Origin of the sequence: Psychroserpens ponticola (assembly GCF_023556315.2) — a bacterium.
Classification (GTDB): Bacteria; Bacteroidota; Bacteroidia; order Flavobacteriales; family Flavobacteriaceae; genus Psychroserpens; species Psychroserpens ponticola.
In genome coordinates, this window is the sequence record NZ_CP116221.1 from 3,452,362 (window position 1) to 3,474,009 (window position 21,648).

Annotated in this window: 27 protein-coding genes; 12 read left to right on the forward strand and 15 right to left on the reverse strand. The window is 31.4% G+C overall.

From position 1 onward, the window contains the following. Positions 1-55 precede the first annotated feature (55 nt). From MUN68_RS15240 to MUN68_RS15255, 4 genes are all read left to right on the forward strand, one after another. Complete coding sequence (locus MUN68_RS15240) at positions 56-319, forward strand: DUF3098 domain-containing protein (RefSeq protein WP_249993335.1); 264 nt, start codon at positions 56-58, stop codon at positions 317-319. Positions 320-375: 56 nt separating this feature from the next. Continuing rightward, positions 376-1,167, forward strand: coding sequence for an undecaprenyl-diphosphate phosphatase (locus MUN68_RS15245; protein WP_249993334.1), 792 nt, complete (start codon positions 376-378; stop codon positions 1,165-1,167). 4 nt (positions 1,168-1,171) lie between these two features. Beyond that, positions 1,172-1,861: a tRNA pseudouridine(55) synthase TruB gene (truB, locus tag MUN68_RS15250; protein ID WP_249993333.1), complete on the forward strand. Its 690-nt coding sequence runs from the start codon at positions 1,172-1,174 to the stop codon at positions 1,859-1,861. Between the two features lie 98 nt (positions 1,862-1,959). Then, positions 1,960-2,715, forward strand: coding sequence for a hypothetical protein (locus tag MUN68_RS15255; RefSeq protein WP_249993332.1), 756 nt, complete (start codon positions 1,960-1,962; stop codon positions 2,713-2,715). On the opposite strand, the gene MUN68_RS15260 is transcribed toward MUN68_RS15255, so the two are convergent. After that, a complete protein-coding gene (locus MUN68_RS15260; protein WP_249993331.1) occupies positions 2,712-3,332 on the reverse strand; it encodes a thioredoxin family protein in 621 nt (206 codons plus the stop codon). The genes MUN68_RS15255 and MUN68_RS15260 overlap by 4 nt on opposite strands. A gap of 143 nt (positions 3,333-3,475) precedes the next feature. On the opposite strand from MUN68_RS15260, the gene MUN68_RS15265 reads away from it, so the two are divergent. Continuing rightward, positions 3,476-4,039 carry a DNA-3-methyladenine glycosylase I gene (locus MUN68_RS15265; protein WP_249993329.1) on the forward strand — a complete coding sequence of 188 codons (564 nt, stop codon included), beginning with the start codon at positions 3,476-3,478 and terminating at the stop codon, positions 4,037-4,039. Here MUN68_RS15265 and aat read toward each other — a convergent pair. From aat to MUN68_RS15280, 3 genes are all read right to left on the reverse strand, one after another. Beyond that, positions 4,036-4,662: a leucyl/phenylalanyl-tRNA--protein transferase gene (gene aat / locus MUN68_RS15270; RefSeq protein WP_249993327.1), complete on the reverse strand. Its 627-nt coding sequence runs from the start codon at positions 4,660-4,662 to the stop codon at positions 4,036-4,038. The two genes, MUN68_RS15265 and aat, sit on opposite strands and share 4 nt — an antisense overlap. A 103-nt stretch (positions 4,663-4,765) precedes the next feature. After that, positions 4,766-5,137 carry a DUF3127 domain-containing protein gene (locus MUN68_RS15275; RefSeq protein ID WP_249993324.1) on the reverse strand — a complete coding sequence of 124 codons (372 nt, stop codon included), beginning with the start codon at positions 5,135-5,137 and terminating at the stop codon, positions 4,766-4,768. A gap of 66 nt (positions 5,138-5,203) precedes the next feature. Then, positions 5,204-6,073 carry a flavin reductase family protein gene (locus MUN68_RS15280; protein ID WP_249993322.1) on the reverse strand — a complete coding sequence of 290 codons (870 nt, stop codon included), beginning with the start codon at positions 6,071-6,073 and terminating at the stop codon, positions 5,204-5,206. Between the two features lie 133 nt (positions 6,074-6,206). On the opposite strand from MUN68_RS15280, the gene MUN68_RS15285 reads away from it, so the two are divergent. The 3 genes from MUN68_RS15285 to MUN68_RS15295 all read left to right on the forward strand — a co-directional run bounded on the left by MUN68_RS15285 (position 6,207) and on the right by MUN68_RS15295 (position 8,266). Next, positions 6,207-7,361, forward strand: coding sequence for a sensor histidine kinase (locus MUN68_RS15285; protein ID WP_249993320.1), 1,155 nt, complete (start codon positions 6,207-6,209; stop codon positions 7,359-7,361). A 128-nt stretch (positions 7,362-7,489) separates the two neighbouring features. Further along, positions 7,490-7,876: a hypothetical protein gene (locus MUN68_RS15290; protein WP_249993318.1), complete on the forward strand. Its 387-nt coding sequence runs from the start codon at positions 7,490-7,492 to the stop codon at positions 7,874-7,876. A gap of 33 nt (positions 7,877-7,909) precedes the next feature. Beyond that, on the forward strand, positions 7,910-8,266 hold the full coding sequence (locus MUN68_RS15295) for a hypothetical protein (protein WP_249993315.1): 357 nt from the start codon (positions 7,910-7,912) through the stop codon (positions 8,264-8,266). Here the strand turns inward: MUN68_RS15295 and MUN68_RS15300 are convergent, their stop codons facing one another. Further along, positions 8,267-8,656: an HIT family protein gene (locus MUN68_RS15300; protein ID WP_249993951.1), complete on the reverse strand. Its 390-nt coding sequence runs from the start codon at positions 8,654-8,656 to the stop codon at positions 8,267-8,269. A 113-nt stretch (positions 8,657-8,769) separates the two neighbouring features. Further along, the gene (greA, locus tag MUN68_RS15305; RefSeq protein ID WP_249993313.1) at positions 8,770-9,243 is read right to left on the reverse strand and encodes a transcription elongation factor GreA; all 474 of its coding nucleotides are present in this window, start codon (positions 9,241-9,243) and stop codon (positions 8,770-8,772) included. 146 nt (positions 9,244-9,389) lie between these two features. Between greA and MUN68_RS15310 the strand changes: the two genes are divergently transcribed. Then, entirely contained in the window at positions 9,390-9,815 is a 426-nt protein-coding gene (locus tag MUN68_RS15310) for a Rieske (2Fe-2S) protein (RefSeq protein ID WP_249993311.1), read from the forward strand. Between the two features lie 148 nt (positions 9,816-9,963). On the opposite strand, the gene MUN68_RS15315 is transcribed toward MUN68_RS15310, so the two are convergent. The 8 genes from MUN68_RS15315 to MUN68_RS15350 all read right to left on the reverse strand — a co-directional run bounded on the left by MUN68_RS15315 (position 9,964) and on the right by MUN68_RS15350 (position 17,246). Then, positions 9,964-12,201, reverse strand: a complete 2,238-nt coding sequence (locus MUN68_RS15315; RefSeq protein ID WP_249993309.1) for a TonB-dependent receptor — start codon at positions 12,199-12,201, stop codon at positions 9,964-9,966. 312 nt (positions 12,202-12,513) lie between these two features. Beyond that, on the reverse strand, positions 12,514-12,921 hold the full coding sequence (gene arfB, locus MUN68_RS15320) for an alternative ribosome rescue aminoacyl-tRNA hydrolase ArfB (protein ID WP_249993307.1): 408 nt from the start codon (positions 12,919-12,921) through the stop codon (positions 12,514-12,516). A gap of 1 nt (position 12,922) precedes the next feature. Next, the gene (locus tag MUN68_RS15325; protein WP_249993305.1) at positions 12,923-14,482 is read right to left on the reverse strand and encodes a DUF4301 family protein; all 1,560 of its coding nucleotides are present in this window, start codon (positions 14,480-14,482) and stop codon (positions 12,923-12,925) included. Next, a complete protein-coding gene (locus MUN68_RS15330) occupies positions 14,479-15,054 on the reverse strand; it encodes an AAA family ATPase (RefSeq protein WP_249993303.1) in 576 nt (191 codons plus the stop codon). The genes MUN68_RS15325 and MUN68_RS15330 overlap by 4 nt, the downstream gene beginning before the upstream one ends. Further along, on the reverse strand, positions 15,006-15,647 hold the full coding sequence (pnuC, locus tag MUN68_RS15335; protein ID WP_249993301.1) for a nicotinamide riboside transporter PnuC: 642 nt from the start codon (positions 15,645-15,647) through the stop codon (positions 15,006-15,008). The genes MUN68_RS15330 and pnuC overlap by 49 nt, the downstream gene beginning before the upstream one ends. After that, complete coding sequence (locus tag MUN68_RS15340) at positions 15,631-15,891, reverse strand: thiamine-binding protein (protein WP_249993299.1); 261 nt, start codon at positions 15,889-15,891, stop codon at positions 15,631-15,633. The genes pnuC and MUN68_RS15340 overlap by 17 nt, the downstream gene beginning before the upstream one ends. Positions 15,892-15,893: 2 nt before the next feature. Continuing rightward, positions 15,894-16,619 carry a geranylgeranylglyceryl/heptaprenylglyceryl phosphate synthase gene (locus MUN68_RS15345; protein WP_249993297.1) on the reverse strand — a complete coding sequence of 242 codons (726 nt, stop codon included), beginning with the start codon at positions 16,617-16,619 and terminating at the stop codon, positions 15,894-15,896. After that, positions 16,620-17,246, reverse strand: coding sequence for a 4'-phosphopantetheinyl transferase family protein (locus MUN68_RS15350; protein ID WP_249993295.1), 627 nt, complete (start codon positions 17,244-17,246; stop codon positions 16,620-16,622). A gap of 131 nt (positions 17,247-17,377) precedes the next feature. On the opposite strand from MUN68_RS15350, the gene ahcY reads away from it, so the two are divergent. From ahcY to MUN68_RS15365, 3 genes are all read left to right on the forward strand, one after another. Then, the gene (ahcY, locus tag MUN68_RS15355) at positions 17,378-18,694 is read left to right on the forward strand and encodes an adenosylhomocysteinase (RefSeq protein ID WP_249993293.1); all 1,317 of its coding nucleotides are present in this window, start codon (positions 17,378-17,380) and stop codon (positions 18,692-18,694) included. A 195-nt stretch (positions 18,695-18,889) separates the two neighbouring features. Next, positions 18,890-19,354, forward strand: coding sequence for a DUF1569 domain-containing protein (locus tag MUN68_RS15360; RefSeq protein WP_249993291.1), 465 nt, complete (start codon positions 18,890-18,892; stop codon positions 19,352-19,354). A 116-nt stretch (positions 19,355-19,470) separates the two neighbouring features. Beyond that, the gene (locus MUN68_RS15365; protein WP_249993289.1) at positions 19,471-20,778 is read left to right on the forward strand and encodes a fibronectin type III domain-containing protein; all 1,308 of its coding nucleotides are present in this window, start codon (positions 19,471-19,473) and stop codon (positions 20,776-20,778) included. A gap of 57 nt (positions 20,779-20,835) precedes the next feature. On the opposite strand, the gene MUN68_RS15370 is transcribed toward MUN68_RS15365, so the two are convergent. Then, the gene (locus tag MUN68_RS15370) at positions 20,836-21,576 is read right to left on the reverse strand and encodes a hypothetical protein (protein WP_249993287.1); all 741 of its coding nucleotides are present in this window, start codon (positions 21,574-21,576) and stop codon (positions 20,836-20,838) included. Positions 21,577-21,648: the final 72 nt, after the last annotated feature.

A 21,648-nucleotide genomic window follows, 5' to 3' on the forward strand; every position in this document is an offset into this window, starting at 1 on the left:
ATTTAATTAAGAATTTGCACTAAAATTTCTTATATATTTACAGCATATTTTAATCATGGGAGAACAAAAACGCAAAGAATCAAGTAACAACGAATTTATATTCGGAAAGAAAAACTACAAGTTTATGCTTATTGGTTTAGGCTTTATTGCGCTTGGTTTTATTTTAATGTCTGGAGGCGGAAGCGATGATCCCAATGTATTTGATCCTTCTATATTTAGTTGGAGACGTATTCGATTGGCACCAGCTTTAGTATTAATTGGCTTCGGAATTCAGGTGTATGCCATTTTATTAAATCCAAATAAGGATTCAAAATCTTAACCATAAATTTCTTTTCTTTTTCGCTTTTCATACATCTATTTTGATACTTTTGCCACATGGATATTATTGATTCAATTGTATTAGGAATTATTCAAGGCCTTACTGAGTTTTTACCTGTATCATCTAGTGGTCACTTAGAATTAGGCAAAGCTATTCTTGGTGATGAATCCATCCCAAAAGAAAGCTTATTATTTACAGTTGTTTTACATTTTGCAACAGCTTTAAGTACTATCGTAGTCTTTAGAAAAGATATTTGGTCTATTTTAAAAGGAGTTTTAAAATTTCAATGGAATGACGATGTTCAATTTGCATCCAAAATAGCAGTATCTATGCTACCTGCTGCAATAGTTGGGTATACCTATGAAAGTGAATTATCTGAATTATTTGGTGGTAATATTAAGCTAGTAGGTTTTATGCTTATTCTAACTGCACTACTCTTATATCTAGCAGATAAAGCCAAAAACACGACTAAAAACATATCCTTTAGGAATGCCATAGTCATTGGTTTTGCTCAAGCCATTGCAATGCTTCCAGGTATTTCGCGATCTGGAGCCACGATTTCTACGTCTGTTCTACTTGGAAATGATAAAACTAAAGCTGCTCGATTTTCATTTTTAATGGTTGTTCCCTTAATCTTTGGAAAAATAGCTAAAGACATTATTGGTGGTGAACTCACTTATGATAGTGGAAATTTTACCTCATTAAGCGTTGGGTTTATTGCTGCATTTATTTCAGGATTGTTTGCTTGCACATGGATGATAAGCTTAGTAAAGAAAAGTAAACTTATCTACTTCTCTATGTACTGTGTAGTCGTTGGTTTAATCGCAATTTATATTGCTTCAACTTAAATCTATGTTTACTAAAGAAGACTACCAAGCTGGACAAGTTTTACTTATCGATAAACCATTAACATGGACGTCCTTTCAAGCCGTAAACAAATTACGATGGGAAATTAGACAAGCCTTCAATATTAAAAAAATTAAGGTTGGTCATGCAGGAACTCTAGACCCTTTAGCTACTGGATTATTGATTATTTGCACAGGGAAAATGACTAAGCAAATCAATACGTTTCAAGGTCAGGATAAAGAATATACTGGTACTTTTGTCATTGGAAGCACAACACCTTCTTATGATTTAGAAACAGAAATAGATCATACTTTTCCAACAGAACACATCACAGAAGCATTAATTCACGACACTACCAAACAATTCATTGGAAGCATTGAACAGTTTCCTCCAATCTTTTCGGCTATAAAAAAAGATGGAAAGCGGTTATATGAATTTGCAAGAGCTGGAGAAAAAGTAGACATCAAATCAAGAACCGTTAGTATTTCAGTATTTGAAATCACTAAGATTGAAGGTAATAACATAAACTTTAGAGTCGTTTGTAGCAAAGGTACTTACATTAGATCATTGGCTCACGATTTTGGTAAATCACTACAGTCTGGAGGTCACCTTTCAGTATTAAGACGGACTAAAATTGGTGATTTTCATGTTGATAATGCCATGTCTCCAGAAGATTTTATTGCTAAACTAGCTTAACTTTCAAAGTTCAATAGAACACCATTTCAATCGCTTTTAATCTAAATTAGTTATCTTAACGTATATCATATACAAACCAAAACTAAACATTAATCTATTTGAATCTCTTAGATAAACATAAAGCATTGCTTATTACACTCTTAATTTCTGGGACTGTTGTACTTGCTATGTTTAGTCTCCAGATAAAAAAAGCAGGAGAGTTTATCACGGAAAGTTATTATGAAATAGAACCTCAAACAATAGAAGAGTTAAAAGCTCTTGAAGACAAACTTCTTGCTAAAGAAGCTTCAAAAACGAATACAAATGAAGCTTTTAATGAAGACCAAGAGTTCAAAGAAATGATGCAAAATTTCAAATCGGTATCTTCTAACGACTTTGAAAAAACTACTGAAATAGATGAGAAATCTTTTGATGAAACCTCGAAAACTACAGATGATGTGATAACTTCTAATTCTGATTATAATAGCTCAAAAGCCTTTGCTGTACAAGAAAAAGAACGTCAGTCGTTTAATAAAGCTAACGATATTTTAGCTATGCATTCAAACAAAAAAAGTGATGACGACACAAAAGCTAATAGAAGTAGTAGTGTGTCATTCTCACTAAGAAATAGAAGCAAAGTAAAATTACCTCCTCCTGTTTATTTGTGCGAGGTGACTGGAAAAATAGTTGTCAATATAACTGTTGATAGCAACGGACTTGTGACAGATACTTATATTAATTCATCATCATCTTCTGACAATCAATGTTTGATTGATCACGCCATTGAATACGCTGAAAATGCAATTTTTTCATCTGATGCAACTACCAAAAGTCAGATTGGTTCAATTACCTATTATTTTAAAGGGAAAGGTTAAAGGTTTAATAATGCCATAACATCTTCAATAATGCTTTGCCCTTTATTTTTATTGTACCAACCTTGTAAATCTTCTTTAAACTCAGGCGTTAATGATCCATGTTCTGCTTTGTAAGCATTAACCATATTTGTTGCCTCTGTTGGTCTTGGCCCATAAGTATTTACAACGGCATTTGATGTATTATCAATCATAATTAACTTCGCGATTGCTCGTCCACCATTGGTTAAAAACTGATCCATCAACCCTTCATTTTCATCTCTAAAAACTAATTTTAAATCGATATTATCTGATAACTCAGCCATTTTATTCAATATTGGAATTACATGAGCTGCGTCACCACACCAACTTTCGGTAATCACAAGCCAAGTGACATGGCCTTTAAAATTTAAAACTTTGTTTTTAATCTCTTCGGATACTTTAATTGTCTTGTCCCAACGTTTCATTCGACGATCATTAAGCATCGTATAATTTGCTAGCGCTTCCGTTTTTTCATCACCAGAATTTGATTCTTTCTCAACTAAATCATGCACCAATGCACGATAGTCTTGATATGAAATTCCTTTTTGTAAGCTTTCGTTTATGATGTCTTTTACTGATATATGTTCCAAAGTTTTCATGATGTTTTATTTTGCAATTTAGTTTAAACTCAAACAATGAAAAATGACTTAAATCATAAAAATAAAATCATTCATTGCAGAGTCATAGCTTAAGACGAATTATTAAGCAAAAACTTACTATTTTTAAAGTTCAAAACAATTTTATGAAAAAACACAAATGCGGTTGGTGCCTCGGAAACGATTTATATGAAGCCTATCATGATGAAGAATGGGGAGTTCCTGTATATGATGATGATACCTTATTTGAATTTTTAATTCTAGAAACATTTCAAGCAGGATTAAGTTGGATTACTGTTTTAAAAAAACGTGAAAATTTCAGAACCGCTTTTGATCAATTCGACTATAAAAAAATTGCAAGCTACAATCAGAAAAAGATTGATAGTTTACTAGAAAATGAAGGCATCATTAGAAATAAACTAAAAGTAAATGCAACGATTACCAACGCTCAAGCGTTTATAAAAATTCAAGAAAATTATGGTTCGTTTTCAAAATACATTTGGGAGTTTGTTGATGGTAAACCAATAAAAAACAGGTTTAAAGATTATAAAAAAGCGCCAGCGAACACACCTTTAAGCGACACGATTAGTAAAGATTTAAAAAAGCGAGGCTTTAAATTTGTAGGTTCAACAGTAATCTATGCGCATATGCAAGCTACAGGAATGGTCAATGATCATGAAGTTAATTGTTTTAGATATGATGAAGTTTAGCTTAAATATTTCAGAAACTCATCTCTTGAGATGTCTTCAGCTCCTAAACTTGCAAGATGATTTGTATAAACTTGGCAATCGATTAGCTTATAGTTTGTGTTTTGTATAAACGAAATAAATCCAACTTTGCTAGCATTACTGACTTTACTAAACATGCTTTCACCACAAAACACACCATTATCTAAGTCTACACCATACAAACCTCCAACGAGGTTTTCATTTAGCCATACTTCAACAGATTTTGCTATTCCAAGTTCGTGTAATTTTATGTAAGCGTCTTTCAAATCATTTGTTATCCAAGTCCCTTTTTGTCCATCGCGTTTTATTTTTGAACAATTATTGATGACTGCTTCAAAATCTTTGTTTACAGTAATTTTAAAATCAGTATTCCTTAAGACTTGCGTCATACTCTTAGATACTTTTAATTGCTCAGGAAATAACACAAATCGAGGATTTGGAGACCACCATAAAATGGGCTCTTCATCTTCAAACCAAGGAAAGATACCACTCTTGTAGGCTAAGATTAAACGTTCTGGAGTTAGATCACCTCCAATTGCTAAAATCCCTTCTTTAGAAGCTAAAGACACTTCTGGAAACCATATATCTTTATTAAGATAATACATGAAAATTTGTAGATTAAAGTATAAAAATAAACAACCTCAATGTGATCTTAAACATTGAGGTTGTTTTTATAAGATTCCTAAATTTTCAGGAATGACAATGTAATTAAAAAGGAAGATCGTCGTGATCTTCTTCGTTTATGTTTGTTGCAGGTTCAAATGCTTCAGCAGGAGCTACAGGTGGCATATTTTCTGCATTTGCTTGAAGGTTTTCAATTCTCCAACCTTGAACAGAGTTAAAATATTTAGTTTCTCCTTGTGGATTAACCCACTCTCTACCTCTTAGGTTGATATTTACTTTTACGCCTTGACCTACTTGATAGTTATTTAATAAATCTGTTTTGTCTTGAACAAATTCAATTAAGATATGTTGTGGATACTGTTCCTCTGTAGTTACTACTAATTCTCTTTTTCTAAACCCATTGCTACCAAAGGTTTGTGTTTCGCTAATCATTTTGACTTTTCCTTGTACTTCCATTTTTTACTAAATTTTTATTTTATATATACTTACTTCTCGACTGCGCTCGAAGTGACAGTTCAATTTTTATGATAACAACAGTTTCCATGCGCTATTAACATCACCATAGCTCAAATAATTTCTTGCTATTTTATGTTTTTGTCTGTGAGACATTTCTCTAATATTTGGATAACGTTCACTAACGTTATTTAAAAACTCTTCTACGTCTTCTTTGTGTGGTAACTCCTCAATATTGCCTAACATTCCTAAATCATTTCCAGTTAAAATCATACTATTTTTAACCTCATTTGGCATAGAATCTACTCCAATACCTAGAGTTGATAATGGTTTTGGAATTTCAAAAAAGCCTTTTTTTGCTCGGTTGTAATAACTTCCTCCAGCTCTTGCAACTAAATCTAATTTTTCTTGAACGATCATTTGATTATCATCCATTACTGAATCGTCAATATGAAATTTCACTACTTCACAAATTATCAAATTACCAGCTCCTCCTTCGGTTCCTAATTCAATAATTTCATTCACTTTGCACTCAAATTGCACAGGTGATTCAGCTACTCTAAATGGTTTAACGACATCTGATTCTAACATTGTTAGTCCTGATTTATCAAACTCATTAACTCCTTTGGCGTACTCAGTGCTACTCAAAGACATTTGCTGAACAATGTCATAATTAACAACATTGATCACTACTTCTTTTGTGTCTTTAGCATTTTCTAAAGTGTGCTTAGTTGTATTATTTCTTACACGTCGTGCAGGAGAAAATATTAAAATTGGTGGATTAGCGCTAAACACATTAAAAAAACTAAAAGGTGACAAATTTGGATTCCCATCAGAATCAACAGTACTCGCAAAAGCTATTGGTCTAGGCGCTACTGCACTTAACAAATAACCATGTAATTTTGCTGTTGAAATACTTTTAGGATCAAAAGATATCATCTAATATTTTTAGTTTTGTTTATTACGAACGCAAATGTAACTATAAAGTCAAAGTTATGAAAGTGATTTGCTTACCCTTAGCACAATATTATTAACATAAATCCATTATATTTAAAATTCAAAAATATACTTGATGGCTAAAACCATAAACCGCAACATAACTCGATGGATTGTCATTGTAGCTTCCTTTATTATTATTTCGCTAATTCTTTGGAATACGTATGTGTTTTTTCAGCATTTTAAAGCTGAAGAACGTATGAAGATGGAAAACTGGTCGTTTGCACTCAAGACTTTAATGGAATCTGGTGATGATGCAGAAATTGAAGTAACTTCTAAAATTATTGAAAGTAACACTACGACTCCAATGATTTTACTTGGTCCTAACAATAATATTGATAGTATGAGGAATATTGATACGCTTAATATTTCCTCTACAAAACAATACTTAGAAAAACTAATAATCACTTTTGAAAACGAAAACACTCCAATTCCAGTAATAGCTAACAATCAACTTTATAATACAATTTATTACGGAAATTCACCCTTACTCAATAAACTTAAGTACTATCCATTAGCTTTATTGTTGATAATTTTTCTGTTTGCTGCTGTTGCTTATTTCTTTTATAAAAGCACAAGAACTGCCGATCAAAACAAATTATGGACAGGAATGGCTAAGGAAACAGCTCATCAAATTGGAACTCCTTTATCTTCACTTGTTGGGTGGACTGAGATTTTACGTTCTGAAAATGTGAATCCTGATTATTTAGTAGAAATAGAAAAAGACATCACACGGTTACAAATCATTACAGATCGTTTTAGTAAAATTGGTTCAGTGCCAAAACTTGAAAAATCAGATATCGTTAAAGAAACCATAGACTCTTATGAGTATTTAAAAGCGCGTTCATCAAAATTGATTGATTTTGAAATCTCTACACCTAATGAAGTTATGATGGTCGACCTTAATCAACAATTATACAGTTGGACGATTGAAAACTTAGTTAAGAATGCCATTGATGCTATGAAAGGAAAAGGGCAATTAAAACTAGCCATAACTAAAGATGGTAAATTTGTAAAAATAAAAGTATCTGACACTGGAAAAGGGCTTTCTAAACAAAAATTTAATACCATTTTTCAACCAGGATACACGAGTAAAAAACGTGGATGGGGTTTAGGACTATCATTAGCAAAACGCATTATTGAAGATTACCATGATGGGAAAATAAAAGTATTAAACTCAGAAATTGATAAAGGAACAACCATGCAAATCTCATTAAAAATAGTGTCCTGATTTTAATGAAAAGAAGTCTTAATATCTTGCACTATTGTCTTTATTTAATTGAAACTAAGATGCATTTTCTCTTCAATAAAATTAATCCATTTTTACTGTTATATAAAATTCCATACATTAAAAGGTTAATGAAAAAAAATCATGGTACTGATAATTCAATAAAATGGTTAGATAACTTTTGGTTGAATAAAAAGGATGGAGACTCTTTTATAGATATATCAGGATGGTTAGGAGGCATCATTTTTTTATTATTTATAAGTGCTGCAATATTCTTGGGTAAATTATTTAAGCTAAAGTTTATTTTTAATAATTACATCTGGTTTTGTTTGGGTTTCTTAATAATTTCTATGGTAATATGCCATTACTCCGTTTCTAAAAACAACATCTATCTCATTTATTTTAATGAGTTTGAAAATTGGACAACATTTGAAAAAAGAAAAAACGTTTTACTAAGTATTGGATTTATCCTTTTTGTGATCGTGTTCTTTTTTGTAAGTTTACTTTACGCTCCATAAAAAACGGATTACCACATCATACAATAACATGATATGAAAGCGCAACAATTTTTCACTTTAAAAGAAGTACAACTCAATAATAATTGTCCTGAATGCTATTCAAATGATGGCTTAGTACTAACTTTTAAACAAAAACTCATTGAAAACCTGTTTTACAAAGCCATATCTCAGGAGACTAAATATGAGATGAGATGTAATACGTGTAATACTGATATTTTTCCTGTGCGATGGACAAATGGCATTGAACAAGTTGTTGAATATCAAAAACGAGCTGTTACTCCAAAGCCTAAATCTCTAAAACTTAAAAAAGCAGGTTGGGTTTTTATAAGTGTTGATATCCTAATACTTGTAGCAATACTACTTTTTGCAACTGGAGTTATATCCTTTTAATTATAAATGTGAAGCAATTGCATTTGCTATCGTTTGAAACTCGCCTTTTTCCAATTTTGATTTATTAACAAAACGAGCGTCTTCCATTGTATTTAATGGAATTAAATGCACATGAGCATGCGGAACTTCCAAACCAATCACAGTCAATCCAACACGTTTGCAAGGCACAGCTTTTTCAAGAGCAATAGCTACTTTTCTTGAAAACTCTAATAGCCCATGAAATGACGATTCATCTAAATCAAATAGTTTATCTACTTCTTTTTTGGGAATGCAAAGCGTATGACCTTTAGCATTTGGATTGATGTCTAAAAACGCTAAATAATCTTCAGTTTCTGCAACTTTATAACATGGAATTTCGCCAGTAATGATTTTTGAGAAAACAGATGCCATGAATTGATTTGTTATGAGTGTATGTAAATATAAAAAGATTCCTAGTGAATAGGAATCTTTTCTAATATTTTCATCTGTATTTTGGGCACTAAAAAAATATAGCGACAATCAATTTATCTTGTAATCTCTAATATATCAAATTTCATCACTCCATTTGGCACTTGAACTTCTGCAACTTCACCAACAGATTTTCCTAATAACCCTTTTCCGATAGGAGAATTTACTGAAATTTTTCCTGAAGCCAAATCAGCTTCACCATCAGCAACTAAAGTATAGATTAATTCCATGCCATTAGTTTGATTTTTTATTCTCACTTTTGATAATACCAAAGCCTTTGACACATCCATTTGAGATTCATCAATAACGCGTGCACCAGCTAAAGTATCCTCTAATTTAGAAATTTTCATTTCTAACATACCTTGTGCTTCTTTAGCAGCATCGTACTCAGCATTTTCACTTAAATCACCTTTATCTCTTGCTTCTCCAATAGCTTGAGATGCTCTTGGTCTCTCAATATCTTTTAAGTGTTTCAGTTCTTCTCTTAACTTTTTTAATCCTTCAGGAGTATAATAAGATACTTTACTCATAATTCATTCGTTTATTAATAAAAAAGATTCCGAAAAAAGTTCGGAATAAAAAAAATCTCGCTCACACGAGATTAGTCATACAAAGATACAAAATATTTATTTCAACATTTAAATTATTGTAAATTGCCAAAAAAATTAACACGTTAATGAAGAAACTCATATTCGCATTATCACTCTTACTTTTAACTAATTGCAAAAAAAGTGATGATTCAATAAATAATTGCAATTTCTTAACCGATTTTGGTGTTAATAGAACCATTAGTCTCAATTTACCTCAATATAGTCAACTTCAGTTTTCAACAAATTCAGTTTATATAGCTAATGAAGGAAATGCTGGTATTTATGTTACAAATGTTGGTGGAAACTATAGAGCTTACGATGCAGCAGATCCTAATCATGCTCCTAATACTTGTTCTTTTTTAAATATTAATGGCACTATAGTGACTTGTGGCTGTCAAGATGAAAATCAATATAATTTATTAACTGGAACTGCTGTTGGTGCACAATTACAATGTGCTTTACAAGAGTATCGTGTAACAGTTAATGGTTCTGAATTAACTATTACTAATTAATTTAGTAATCTACAAACCGGAAATAAAAATATTTCGGCATCTATTATTCAGTGCGAAGCGAAGAATCTCGATTGAATAATCTTTGATGTTATGTAAGATTCTTCACTTTACTCTGAATGACATTATATTGAACGTCTCTTTTTTATTATTAAAATTTTAGTGTGGCTCCTAGTAAAAAGTTAGTTGTAGCTTGTGGATAAAATCCAGCTCCTTCAATCGTATCTATCGTTCCTGGATTAGACCAATCGTCATCATATGTATAATAGTACCCATTAGACTCATATTCTACATTAAAAATGTTATTAACTAATCCTGTAAAAACAACCGACTCAAAAACAGGTGATGAAGCTTCATCACCACTGAAAAACAATTCATAATTAACATTAAAATCGTTTGTAAAATAACCATCTAATTTAGATACATTAGCTTCAGTATTACTCATATACTGCTCGCTAACAAATTTACTTAACAATGCTATTTGTAAATTTTCAATAGGTTGAAAAACAATAGCATTTGCGGCAACTACTTCAGGTGAAAACGAAATATCTGTTTTGCCTAAATTCTGTAATTTGTCATCAAATAGAATTATTGTTTCTTTATTTTTATTTGTACTTATCGTCATATTAGGCTGCAACGTTAATTTAGATGTAACTGGTATTACAGCTTCCAACTCTAAACCTAAACGGTAACTTTTACCACTATTAGTTCTAATTGGGTTTCCTACATCATCTAACGTTCCCGAAAGCACCAATTGTTCATTATATGACATATAGTAAATATTGGCATTAAATGTAAAGTTTCCATTTTTATGTCTCCAACCCAATTCAAAGTCATTTAATTGTTCAGGCTCTATATGCTCGTTGCTTTCAAAATCGGTTCTATTTGGCTCTCTGTTTGCTCTAGCATAAGAAGCGTATAAATTATTTTGAGTATTTAATTTAAAACTCACACCAACTTTTGGATTAAAAAATGTGAAATTTTTATCAATTTCAAAAGTGATTAAATCTGAAGTTGTTCCATAAGTTTTATAGTTTACCGTTCTAACCTGTAGATCTCCAAACAAATTTAATTTGTCATTCAATTTATAATACGCTTTTGAAAAAACAGATAAATCATTTTTTAAGCTATTTCCATCGTAATAACGATCTCTAATTTCAGATTGGCTTGCAAATTCTGCCCAAATCACTTCGCCAAAATGGTCTCCATCATAATGACTAAACGAACCACCAAAGATTAAATCTAATTGATTGTCTTTATAGTTTACATTAGCATTAAACACATAAAAATCGTTATCTAGCCAACGTCTTCTAATAAGATCTGTTTGATCAATAACTTCTCCATTGAAATCTAAAGTTTCAAAACCATAGTCGTTAAATTTCTGATCTTCTTTATACTGTTCAAAATAGCCGCGACCATATGTGTAATTTAAACCTAAAGTAGTAGACCATTGATTGTTGTAACGCTGATTCCAGTGTAATTGGTAATGATCTTGGCTATAGTTATCAACTTCATTATCATAAAACCGTTTGTTTCCAGCATCATCTTTATACTCTCCTGCGCTATTATAAGTTCTGTCATTTTCTAATTTATCAACATCTTCTAAACCATTCCAAGATTGGTAAGTAATTTCTTTTCCACTAAATGTAATGGCTTTTATTAATGTATTATCATCTACATAGGAGCCTTGTAAAAAAAATGATTTTAAATCTGTTGCAGCTCTATCAATATAACCATCTGAAGAAACATTAGACAAACGACCTGCAATTTCGAAGTGTTCATTAAGTAATCCTGTACTAAATTTCAAGGTATGCTTTCTTGTATTATAACTTCCGAAAGCATTAGAAATTTCTCCATTTGACTCTGTTGAAACAGCATCTGTAAGTACATTAATACTAGCACCAAAAGCACCAGAACCATTGGTCGACGTACCAACTCCTCTTTGTAATTGCAAGCTTTCCACTGAAGATGCAAAATCACCCAAATTCACCCAAAATGTACCTAAAGATTCAGCATCATTATAAGGAATACCGTTAATAGTAACGTTAGTTGATTGTGAACTAACACCACGAACACGAATTCCTGTATAGCCAATTCCTGCTCCAGCATCAGACGTAGTGACCACAGAAGGCAAATAGTTTAATAACATCGGAATGTCTTGTCCCAAATTACGTTTTGCTAACTGTTTTTTTGTCACATTAGAATGTGTAATTGGAGCGTTGGCATCAACACGAACAGCTTTTACTAACACTTCATCAAGTTTCTCAACTTTAGTTGAATCTTGTACTTTTTCTTGTGAAAACGCACAATATGTAAGTGCGAAAAGACTTAAAAATACGAATAAATTTTTCAAGCGATTATAGTTTATAATCGAATAAAAAGAGGTCATTATTCTTTGTTAATAATTAGTTTTAGAACGTTAAACTAATACGATATTGAAACGTTATTCTTCATTCAGAACCATTAGGTGTTTAGTTGAAAACAAATTTAGATTCAAAAGTAAAAACAAACATTAATGACTTTATCGCACTCGCTAAAAACATCTACTAGATATTTTCTTAACGTTCACTTCCTAAACAGCATTACCTGTTCTAGGTTCAATGGGTATGATCTCAGCCGATAATAGGCACCCCTTTTTTGAGAACGCAGCAAAGGTAAAATAGATTTATTGATTGCGCATCAAAAATCTGTAAAAATTTAATTAATCAATTTGTGGTGGTTTACGGTTTGTTTTCTTCTCAGCGTTTTTTCGTTTATTGGTTAAACGCTTTCTTATCACTGCTTTGGGTGTTTTTGTAGGAATTCGTTCTTTGTCTGGAATTAAATTTGTTCTAATTAACTCTAGAAACCTACTAATAATAATCGATTTATTTTTATGTTGACTTCTACTTTCCCCACATTGCATAATCAAAACAAAAGCTTTGGTTAATCTTGGTTCCAAATTGATTTTGAGTAATGCTTTTTGTTCTTCTGTTAAGATTACAGAAGCTTCTAAATCAAAAGTGAGTTCTACTTTGGATGCTGTTTTATTAACATGCTGACCACCTGCACCAGAACTGCGAATGGCTTTAAAAGTTAATTCATTTAATATGGCTTGTTCATCAAACATTTTATTTAATCTGATGTGGAGCTTTCAATAAATCGTTTACAGTTTTCACTGGATTGAAAGTAATTAAAGGAACCTCAACAAAAATAGTATTCCAATTGGCCATACTACCATTCCAAAGACCAGGAAGCTCAAGTGCTTTTAAGTCCTTACCTGTTTTTGTTTTCATACTAATAAAAGCAGCTTTAGTATCGACAAACTTTTTTAGGTCAAATTTTTCTCCTTTATAGTTTTTAGTACCACAAACTAAATCGACAGGGTTAAAGTGAGTTGCATTTTTTAAAATTTGTTTTTGTTGTTTACTTTTCTTGTTAATTTGAGCTGATTCTACGATTTGAAGCGATATGTTTCCACTTTCATCTTTAACCCAAAATGGTCCACCACCTGGTTCACCTTCATTTTTAACCATACCACAAACCCGAATAGGACGATTTAGTTTTTCGGCTAAATATTCAATTTGATATTTAAGTGAATATTTTTCAAATTCGGGGCTAATATTAACATTCATTTTATTGACAAGAAACTCACCAATTTCAATGAGTCGCTCTTCCGAAGCGATAGTGTCATCATCTAACAATTGAAGATACTTATAGACTTGTTCTTGTATTCTTAATAAAATACCAGCTAACACTTTCTTGTACTTAGCAACCTCATCTTTATACTTATAGGTAACCACATTATCTATATTTTTAATAAAAATAATGTCGGCATTTAGATCATTTAAATTTTCAATAAGTGCTCCATGACCTGAAGGTCTAAAAAGTAAAGATCCATCATCATCTCTAAAAGGTTTGTTTTTTGGAGTTACAGCTATTGTATCTGTTGATTCTTTTTGATATGAAAATGAAATATCAAACTTGGAACCTGTTTTTTCTTCAACATATTTCTCAATTCTTGAAAACTCTACATCAAACTTATGATTGTGTTTTTCGGAAATGGTAAAGTGAAGTTTTGTTGATTCATTACTTGACGAATACAATGCTGATTCATACAAATGTTCTTCAAAAGCAGTAGAAACAACTTCATTTTTATACTTATGAAATGGCATTAAGCCTTTTGGCGAATTGCCATAATCAAGCATTTCATTATCAAGCATCATTTTAACAAACTTTAATCGCTGTTCATTTATTGATAGAGAGTCATAGTTCGGATCGGTTTCTTGAAGTTTATTTTGAACAATATGGTAAAATGGAAACTTATCTAACCCAATAAAGAAAAGAGATAAGTCATTGTTTTTACTTTTATTAATATAAGAATTTATGCTTCCTTTTTCTAAATCATATTCTTCTAAAAAACTATATAAGAATTTAAACATTCTAGTAGCTGCACCAGAAGCAGGCACGAATTTCAAAATGGAAACCAGGTCTTTTTTAGATTCAAAATAAGACACTAATTGTTCAATATCAATATCTGTTAATCTTAATATACCTTCATTTATTGTCGCTTCAGCAACTAGATTAGCAAAAGGAATTCCGTTTTCAAAAAGCTCAATTTGCCGTTTTACTTTTGTAACATCTAATCCTTTAAGTTCAATTTGTTGTATGTCTTTTTCTGAAAAAATCAATTTGCAAGTTTTAAAAGTTCATTAATTTGGGTTTTGCAAATATTTAATCGTTCCTCAAAACTTCCTCTAACAATAATGTATTTTTTTTCTGAATCTATTAGAGCTTGTTCGAAGGCTTTAAACATTTGCAATCTTGTATTGGGCTGATCTCGAATTCCATCAGCCTCCCAAGGCGTGTCAATATAAGTCAAAAAATATAAATCATACGTGTTTTCAATAGCATATTTTTTTACTAGATCTGGGCAAAATCCGTTGTAATAAAACTCAGAATAAACTTTAGTTTCCAATAAATCTGTATCACAAATTAAAAGTTTATTTGCCTTTTTGAGTTGTTCATTTTCTGAAAGCATTTGTCCGATAGCAATTGGCAAAACATCATTTTTGGTCAACATTAAATTATTTATAGCCTTCATTTTCGCATAATCACGAGAAAACTCTTTTGTAAAAACAGCATTATAATATGAAGCCAATTCTTTAGCTAAAGAGGACTTTCCTGTAGATTCTGGACCATATAAAACAACTTTTATACAGTTTGGGTTTGTAGCTGTGATTTGTTTAAACTTTTCTTCCATGCTAAATAGCCAAAAATGGCAATAATTGTAAATCCTAAAAACTGTAGACTTGTAAAAGTAAACCCTTTATAGAAATAAAGCGGTATAGAAATAACATCACCAATAATCAAAAATATCCAGTTTTCTAATTTACGTCTTGCCATTAACCACATACCTACAAAAAAGAGAGCTGTTGTAATAGTATCAATGTAAGCTACCCAACCCGTCCATTTATCAAAACTTTTATAAACTACAAACACAAATAACAATGTTGCTATAAAAATATAAACACTTGTTTTTTTCTCTTTAACTGTGGTTTTTGAAATTGGTGTTACGTGTATTTCGTCAACTTTTCTAGTCCAAATATACCAACCATATATACTCATTATAAAATAATAAGCATTAATCATCATATCTCCTAATAATCCCCATTTTATTAATAAATACACAAATATGACTGTATTTACTATTCCCGTTGGAAATACCCAAATCTTGTTCTGTTTTGAAAACCATACCGATAAAAAACCAAAAAGAACAGCGATGATTTCTAATACAATGTCTATTGTAGAATATGTTTCATACTGACCAAAAAAAAACTCAAAAATGTGGTTCATAGTCGTAGCGATCAGATTTTACGATTTTCATGTGAAGCAAACCTCTATCAATTAACTGAAATGCGTCTTTAATTTCAACAGTTAAAACCTTCATTACTTCATCATAATCACCATAAATCTGAGTACTCAAAGGGTTTTCTAACACTTTTAATTTTGAAGCACGAAGTTGTTTTATAAAATGAATAATTGCAGGTTCATAATTGTCATGCAAAGGTGTTAATGTTAGTTCTACTGATATGTTCATATTTATTTTTTTATTTCATCAAAAAACGAATCATCTTCCTCAAAAGCTGTTCCAATTACTATTAAATCTGCTCCAGAATTATAAACGTCTTCCAATTGCTTTTTAGTTCTAATTCCTCCTCCAACAATTAACGGAATATTTAACTCTTGCTTTACAAGACTAATGATTTCTAAAGGCACATAATGTAAAGCTCCACTTCCTGCTTCAAGATATATGAGTTGTTTTCCTAAAAGTTCTCCAGCCTTTGCAGTATCGATAATTTGTTGGACATTTTCTATAGGTAAAGGCTTGGTGTTAGTCACCTTTTCTACAGAAGTTTGTCTACCATTTTCTATCAAAATATAACCCGTTGGAATGACTTCTAATTTTGAATATCTCAACTTAGACACAGCTTTAATATGCTTGCTAATTAAATAGCTTGGATTAGTTCCAGAGATCAAGGATAAGAATAATAAAGCATCAGCTTTGTTTGTAATTTGTGTAATGTCACCAGGAAATAAAACAACAGGTAAAGTCGTGTGCTTTTTAATTTCGACGACTAAAATCTCAGTAGACTCATCATCAACAGCACTGCCTCCTACAAAGATATGAGTAGCAATAGATTGATTTAGTTTTTGCATAAACCCAGATAAGCCTTCAGGTTTCGTTTTATCAGGATCTATTAAAACTGCTAACAGTTTTTCTCCATTAGAAATCGAACTTAATATGTTGTTATAAATTATTTTCATTTAAGGGGTTGCAAACGCACAAGTGAATCCTTCAAATTCTAAAAAATGTGTATTGTATCTGTATTTTTTGTTTTCGTAATCAATCCATGCAACAGTTTTTCCATCATTCAACATAAACGGAATGACAATAAAATGGGCTTTAAATAACATTCCAGGTGTTGCAAATAATTTGTATAACGATTCTTTAATTCCCCAAATAACGGTCAGTTTTTTAATATAATCTTCATCATTTTTAGATATATAGTTGAATTCATAATCTACAAATTTCTTAGCTATGATAGCGATCTTATCACGTTGTTTTTCAATATCTATCCCAACTTCTACATCGCTTATTATAACACCAGAAAATATAAAGGAATGTGTAATAGAAATATGCTTACCATCTTTTAAATGCGGCTTCCCGTTATCGTCATAAAACAAATCTTGATCTGTATATCCAAATTCTCTCAGCAAATGACGTACACTTAAAAAACCACGTTGATGCATTTCGCTTTTCATTCCTAAAACACGCTCTAAACTATTCGGTTTTAAATCTAAGGGTTCTAATAAATCTTCATAAGATTCAGTAATCTTCCATATTTTAACAGTAGTTTGTGAGTTGGAAGTGAGTGTTTTATAAAGCGGCATTTAATTTTCTGAAAGTTATTGATTATCTTTGCATCGCCTAAGGCGAATTTGGCAATATTTAATATAGCGAATTTAGTTATTTAAGCCATAAACCCAAAGGCTAGTACAATTTTAAAACAAGATAAAAAGATATGAGTACAAAAACTGTTGCTTACGTACCAAATAAGGTAAAAGATATGTCGCTTGCGGCTTGGGGAAGAAAAGAAATTGAATTAGCAGAAGCAGAAATGCCAGGATTAATGAGTTTACGTGAAGAATATAAAAACTCACAACCACTTAAAGACGCTCGTATTGCTGGGTGTTTGCATATGACAATTCAAACTGCTGTTTTAATTGAAACATTACAAGCTCTTGGTGCAGAAGTGACTTGGAGTTCTTGTAATATTTTCTCTACACAAGATCAAGCTGCTGCAGCAATTGCTGATGCTGGAACTGCTGTTTACGCATGGAAAGACATGACTGAAGAAGAATTTGATTGGTGTATTGAGCAAACTTTATTCTTTGGTGAAGATCGCAAACCATTAAACATGATTTTAGATGATGGTGGAGATTTAACAAATATGGTTTTAGATAAATATCCAGAATTAGCTTCTGGAATTAATGGTTTATCTGAAGAAACTACAACTGGAGTTCACAGACTTTACGAACGTGTAAAAAACGGAACTTTACCAATGCCAGCTATCAATGTCAATGATTCTGTAACAAAATCTAAGTTTGACAATAAATATGGTTGTAAAGAATCTGCGGTAGATGCAATTCGTAGAGCCACAGATATTATGTTAGCTGGAAAACGTGTAACTGTTTGTGGTTATGGCGATGTTGGTAAAGGTACTGCTGCATCTTTTAAAGGTGCTGGAAGTATTGTAACTGTAACTGAAATTGATCCGATTTGTGCATTACAAGCAGCAATGGATGGTTTTGAAGTAAAGAAATTAGAAACAGTTATTGGTAACACAGATATTGTTATTACAACGACTGGAAATAAAGATATTGTACAAGCACGTCATTTTGAAGCATTAAAAGACAAAGCGATTGTGTGTAATATTGGACACTTTGATAATGAAATTGATATGGCTTGGTTAAACAAAAATCATGGTCATACTAAAAACACAATTAAGCCACAGGTTGATAAATATAATGTAAACGGAAACGATGTTATCATTTTAGCTGAAGGTCGTTTAGTAAATTTAGGCTGTGCAACAGGTCATCCAAGTTTTGTAATGAGTAATTCATTCACCAACCAAACTTTAGCGCAAATTGAACTTTGGAATAACAAAGAAGCTTACGGAAACGATGTGTATATGTTACCAAAAGCTTTAGATGAAAAAGTCGCAAAGTTACACTTAGCAAAAATTGGTGTTGAGCTTACTGAACTTCGTGAAGACCAAGCGAGTTATATTGGTGTAACGGTTGAAGGCCCTTATAAGCCTGAACATTACAGATACTAAAAAAAAGCAGCTTGCGCTCATAGATTTTTGATCGCTTCGCTTTTTAGATATAAGATTAAATCCTGAACATTTATGTTTGGGATTTTTTATTTTGAAATTTTAAGAATTGAGCATTAACTTAGAAACAAAATATTAAGATTGGAGAGTCATAAAATCTAATTAAAAAGTACTTAACTTCACACAAACACAAATGTTATGAGTTCAAAAAAGTTAAACCTTGCTCTTGAAACCTTAGAAACACATATAGAACATCACACGGTTGCTAATCCAAAAGTATCTAATAGTGATGTTGCTTGGCATATAGATCATAGTCTTAAGGTTATTAATAAGGTAACTGCATCTTTACAAGCATCACTACCAAATACCTATAAAAATAATTTCAGCTTTTTAGGAAAGCTGTTCTTTACACTTGGTTTCTTTCCTAGAGGAAAAGCAAAAGCTCCAAAATATGTCAAACCTCCTGAAGTTGTTTTAAAAAAAGACCTTATATCGCAAACCGAATTAGCTAAAGCCAATGTGAAAACAATTGCTAGTTTAGATAAAAATGCATATTTCAAGCATCCAATATTTGGCAATGTTAATACCACAAGAGTTTATCGGTTTTTACTACTTCATACCAATCACCATTTAAAAATTATAAATGATATTATGGCGAAATAAAAATAGAATCTTTTTCGAAATGCATGGATTTCTTCATAACTTTATAGATTGTATAAATTATACTTGTAGAGATTAAGTTAATATTTATATTTTTGTATCTAATTAATTCCTGTATAATGAGAAAAATTTTCACCCTTTTATTTTCAGTTTTATTGCTCACATGTTCTAGCGATAGTTCAGATAACTCTCCAGATCCAGAAAACTGTAATATAGCAACTGCATTGTCAACTTCTAATATAGGCAATACTTCAGCTGAATTAAACTGGACATCAAACGAATCTAATGCTAGTTTCGAAATTCAATATGGTATTTCAGGATTTAATTTAGGCAATGGTCAAATCGCTACATCAAATACGACTTCACTTACATTGAGTAATTTAACAGAAGCAACTAATTATCAATTTTATGTTAGAGTAATTTGTAGCTCTAATAATTTAAGTAATTGGTCCAATGCCGCCAATTTTTCAACTACAGAAGGTGTAGTTGTGACTGATTGTCAAATGCCTGGACCTCCTATTATAGAGATTCAAGTCACTGAAGCTTCTGCCGAACTTTCTTGGTCAATTATTGGAAATGACATCAATTTATGGGAAGTTGAATACGGGTTAGCTGGTTTCTCACTTGGAACAGGAACGACTATTACATCAACCATTCCATTTTATACTTTAAATAGCTTAACACCTCAAACTCAATATGAATTTTATGTAAAATCAATTTGTAGTTCAACAAATGAAAGTCAATACCTTGGCCCTATTCCTTTCACAACATTAGCTAATTGTGCAATTCCAACGAATTTATTTTTAAATCAAGTAACGCATTGTAGTGTTGCTTTCGATTTTAATCCTAATGGAGAGACTGCTTATGAAATTGAATATGGAGAATCTGGATTTGCTTTAGGTACAGGTATGACAATGGGTACATCATCAAATATTAATACCATTACAGATTTGAATCCTGCTACTACTTATGAGTTTTACGTAAGAGCTAATTGTGGTTCTGAAGGATTTAGTGATTATTCTGATGCATTGGTTATAACTACTAACACTTTAGGTTTTACAGGAAGTTATTTACTGGAACAACTTACTCCTATAGGAGCTAATGGTCCATATTTATCTAATGGAGCCTCGCTTACAATTACAGCTCCTTCAGAAAACGAAAGATCATTTTTCAGTCAAATATTTCCACTGTTATGCCCAGACGCCCTTTCTTCCATTACATTCAACTTGAATTGTAATGAAACAACTTCAGTTAATAACTTCGACTCTCTGTGTACATGTGGAGGAACATATGAAATTGGACCTGGATCAAATAGTGGCTTTTTTACAGCTTCTAATGACACCACTTTTGAACTAACCTTTACTGCAGACCTTAATAATAGTTGTGGACCTCCAGAACAATTTTCATATCGTTTTACTAAACAATAAAAATATTTATTTAAGTATGAAACCCTTACAGAAATGTGAGGGTTTTTTATTTTAAAATCAATTAGCTGGCACATTCAAACGTTCATTTAAAATCCAACGTTTTATTAGGTTTTTATTAGTTGAAATTTCGGCGAACACATAAATATTTGAAGAAAAACAATATGCTTTTTTCGCTAATTCTACAACCACTTTATCATCGCAATAGCTCGAATGTAAAAAATATAATTCTTTATTTTTAACTAGCACATATCCAACATGATTATCGAGTCCAACAAAATAAATCCCATCATGATAAACCGAGTTGACTTTCTCTTTTAAAGATTCAAAAGTTAGGTTTCTGTAAATCTTAAGTTCAGAATTAGTTTGCAACATTCGAGCTTCAATAAGTCCAGCTTGCTGTGCCATTTTATAGCGATTTAAATTAAATCCGAAATGCTTTAAAGTGGTCGACACAAAATAACCACAAGCAATTTCACCTTCATTAGGAATATCTGTATGTCCATTAAAATCCCAATCGGTTCCATACCAATGCGGAACAATATCATTCAGTAATTTTGAGTATAAATATTGAGCTGCGCTATCAATAGCTTTCGTTGGATTGCTATCATACAAGTCTTTGAAATAAACTCTATCTGTTAGAATTTTATTTGTGATAGACGAATAATTCCCTTTTGGTTTGAAATTAATATTGAGTTTTAAAGAATCAAAAGTTGGTTCAATAGTTTCAATTATAGTGTCTGAGATTTCGTCAATATCAATTCTAGTTTGTCTTACAATTGTTTTCTTTTCAGTACTCAAATTGCAAGCACATAATAAAACAAAGAATATAATTATGAAATTTTTGATGACAAGTATTATTAATTACGTTAA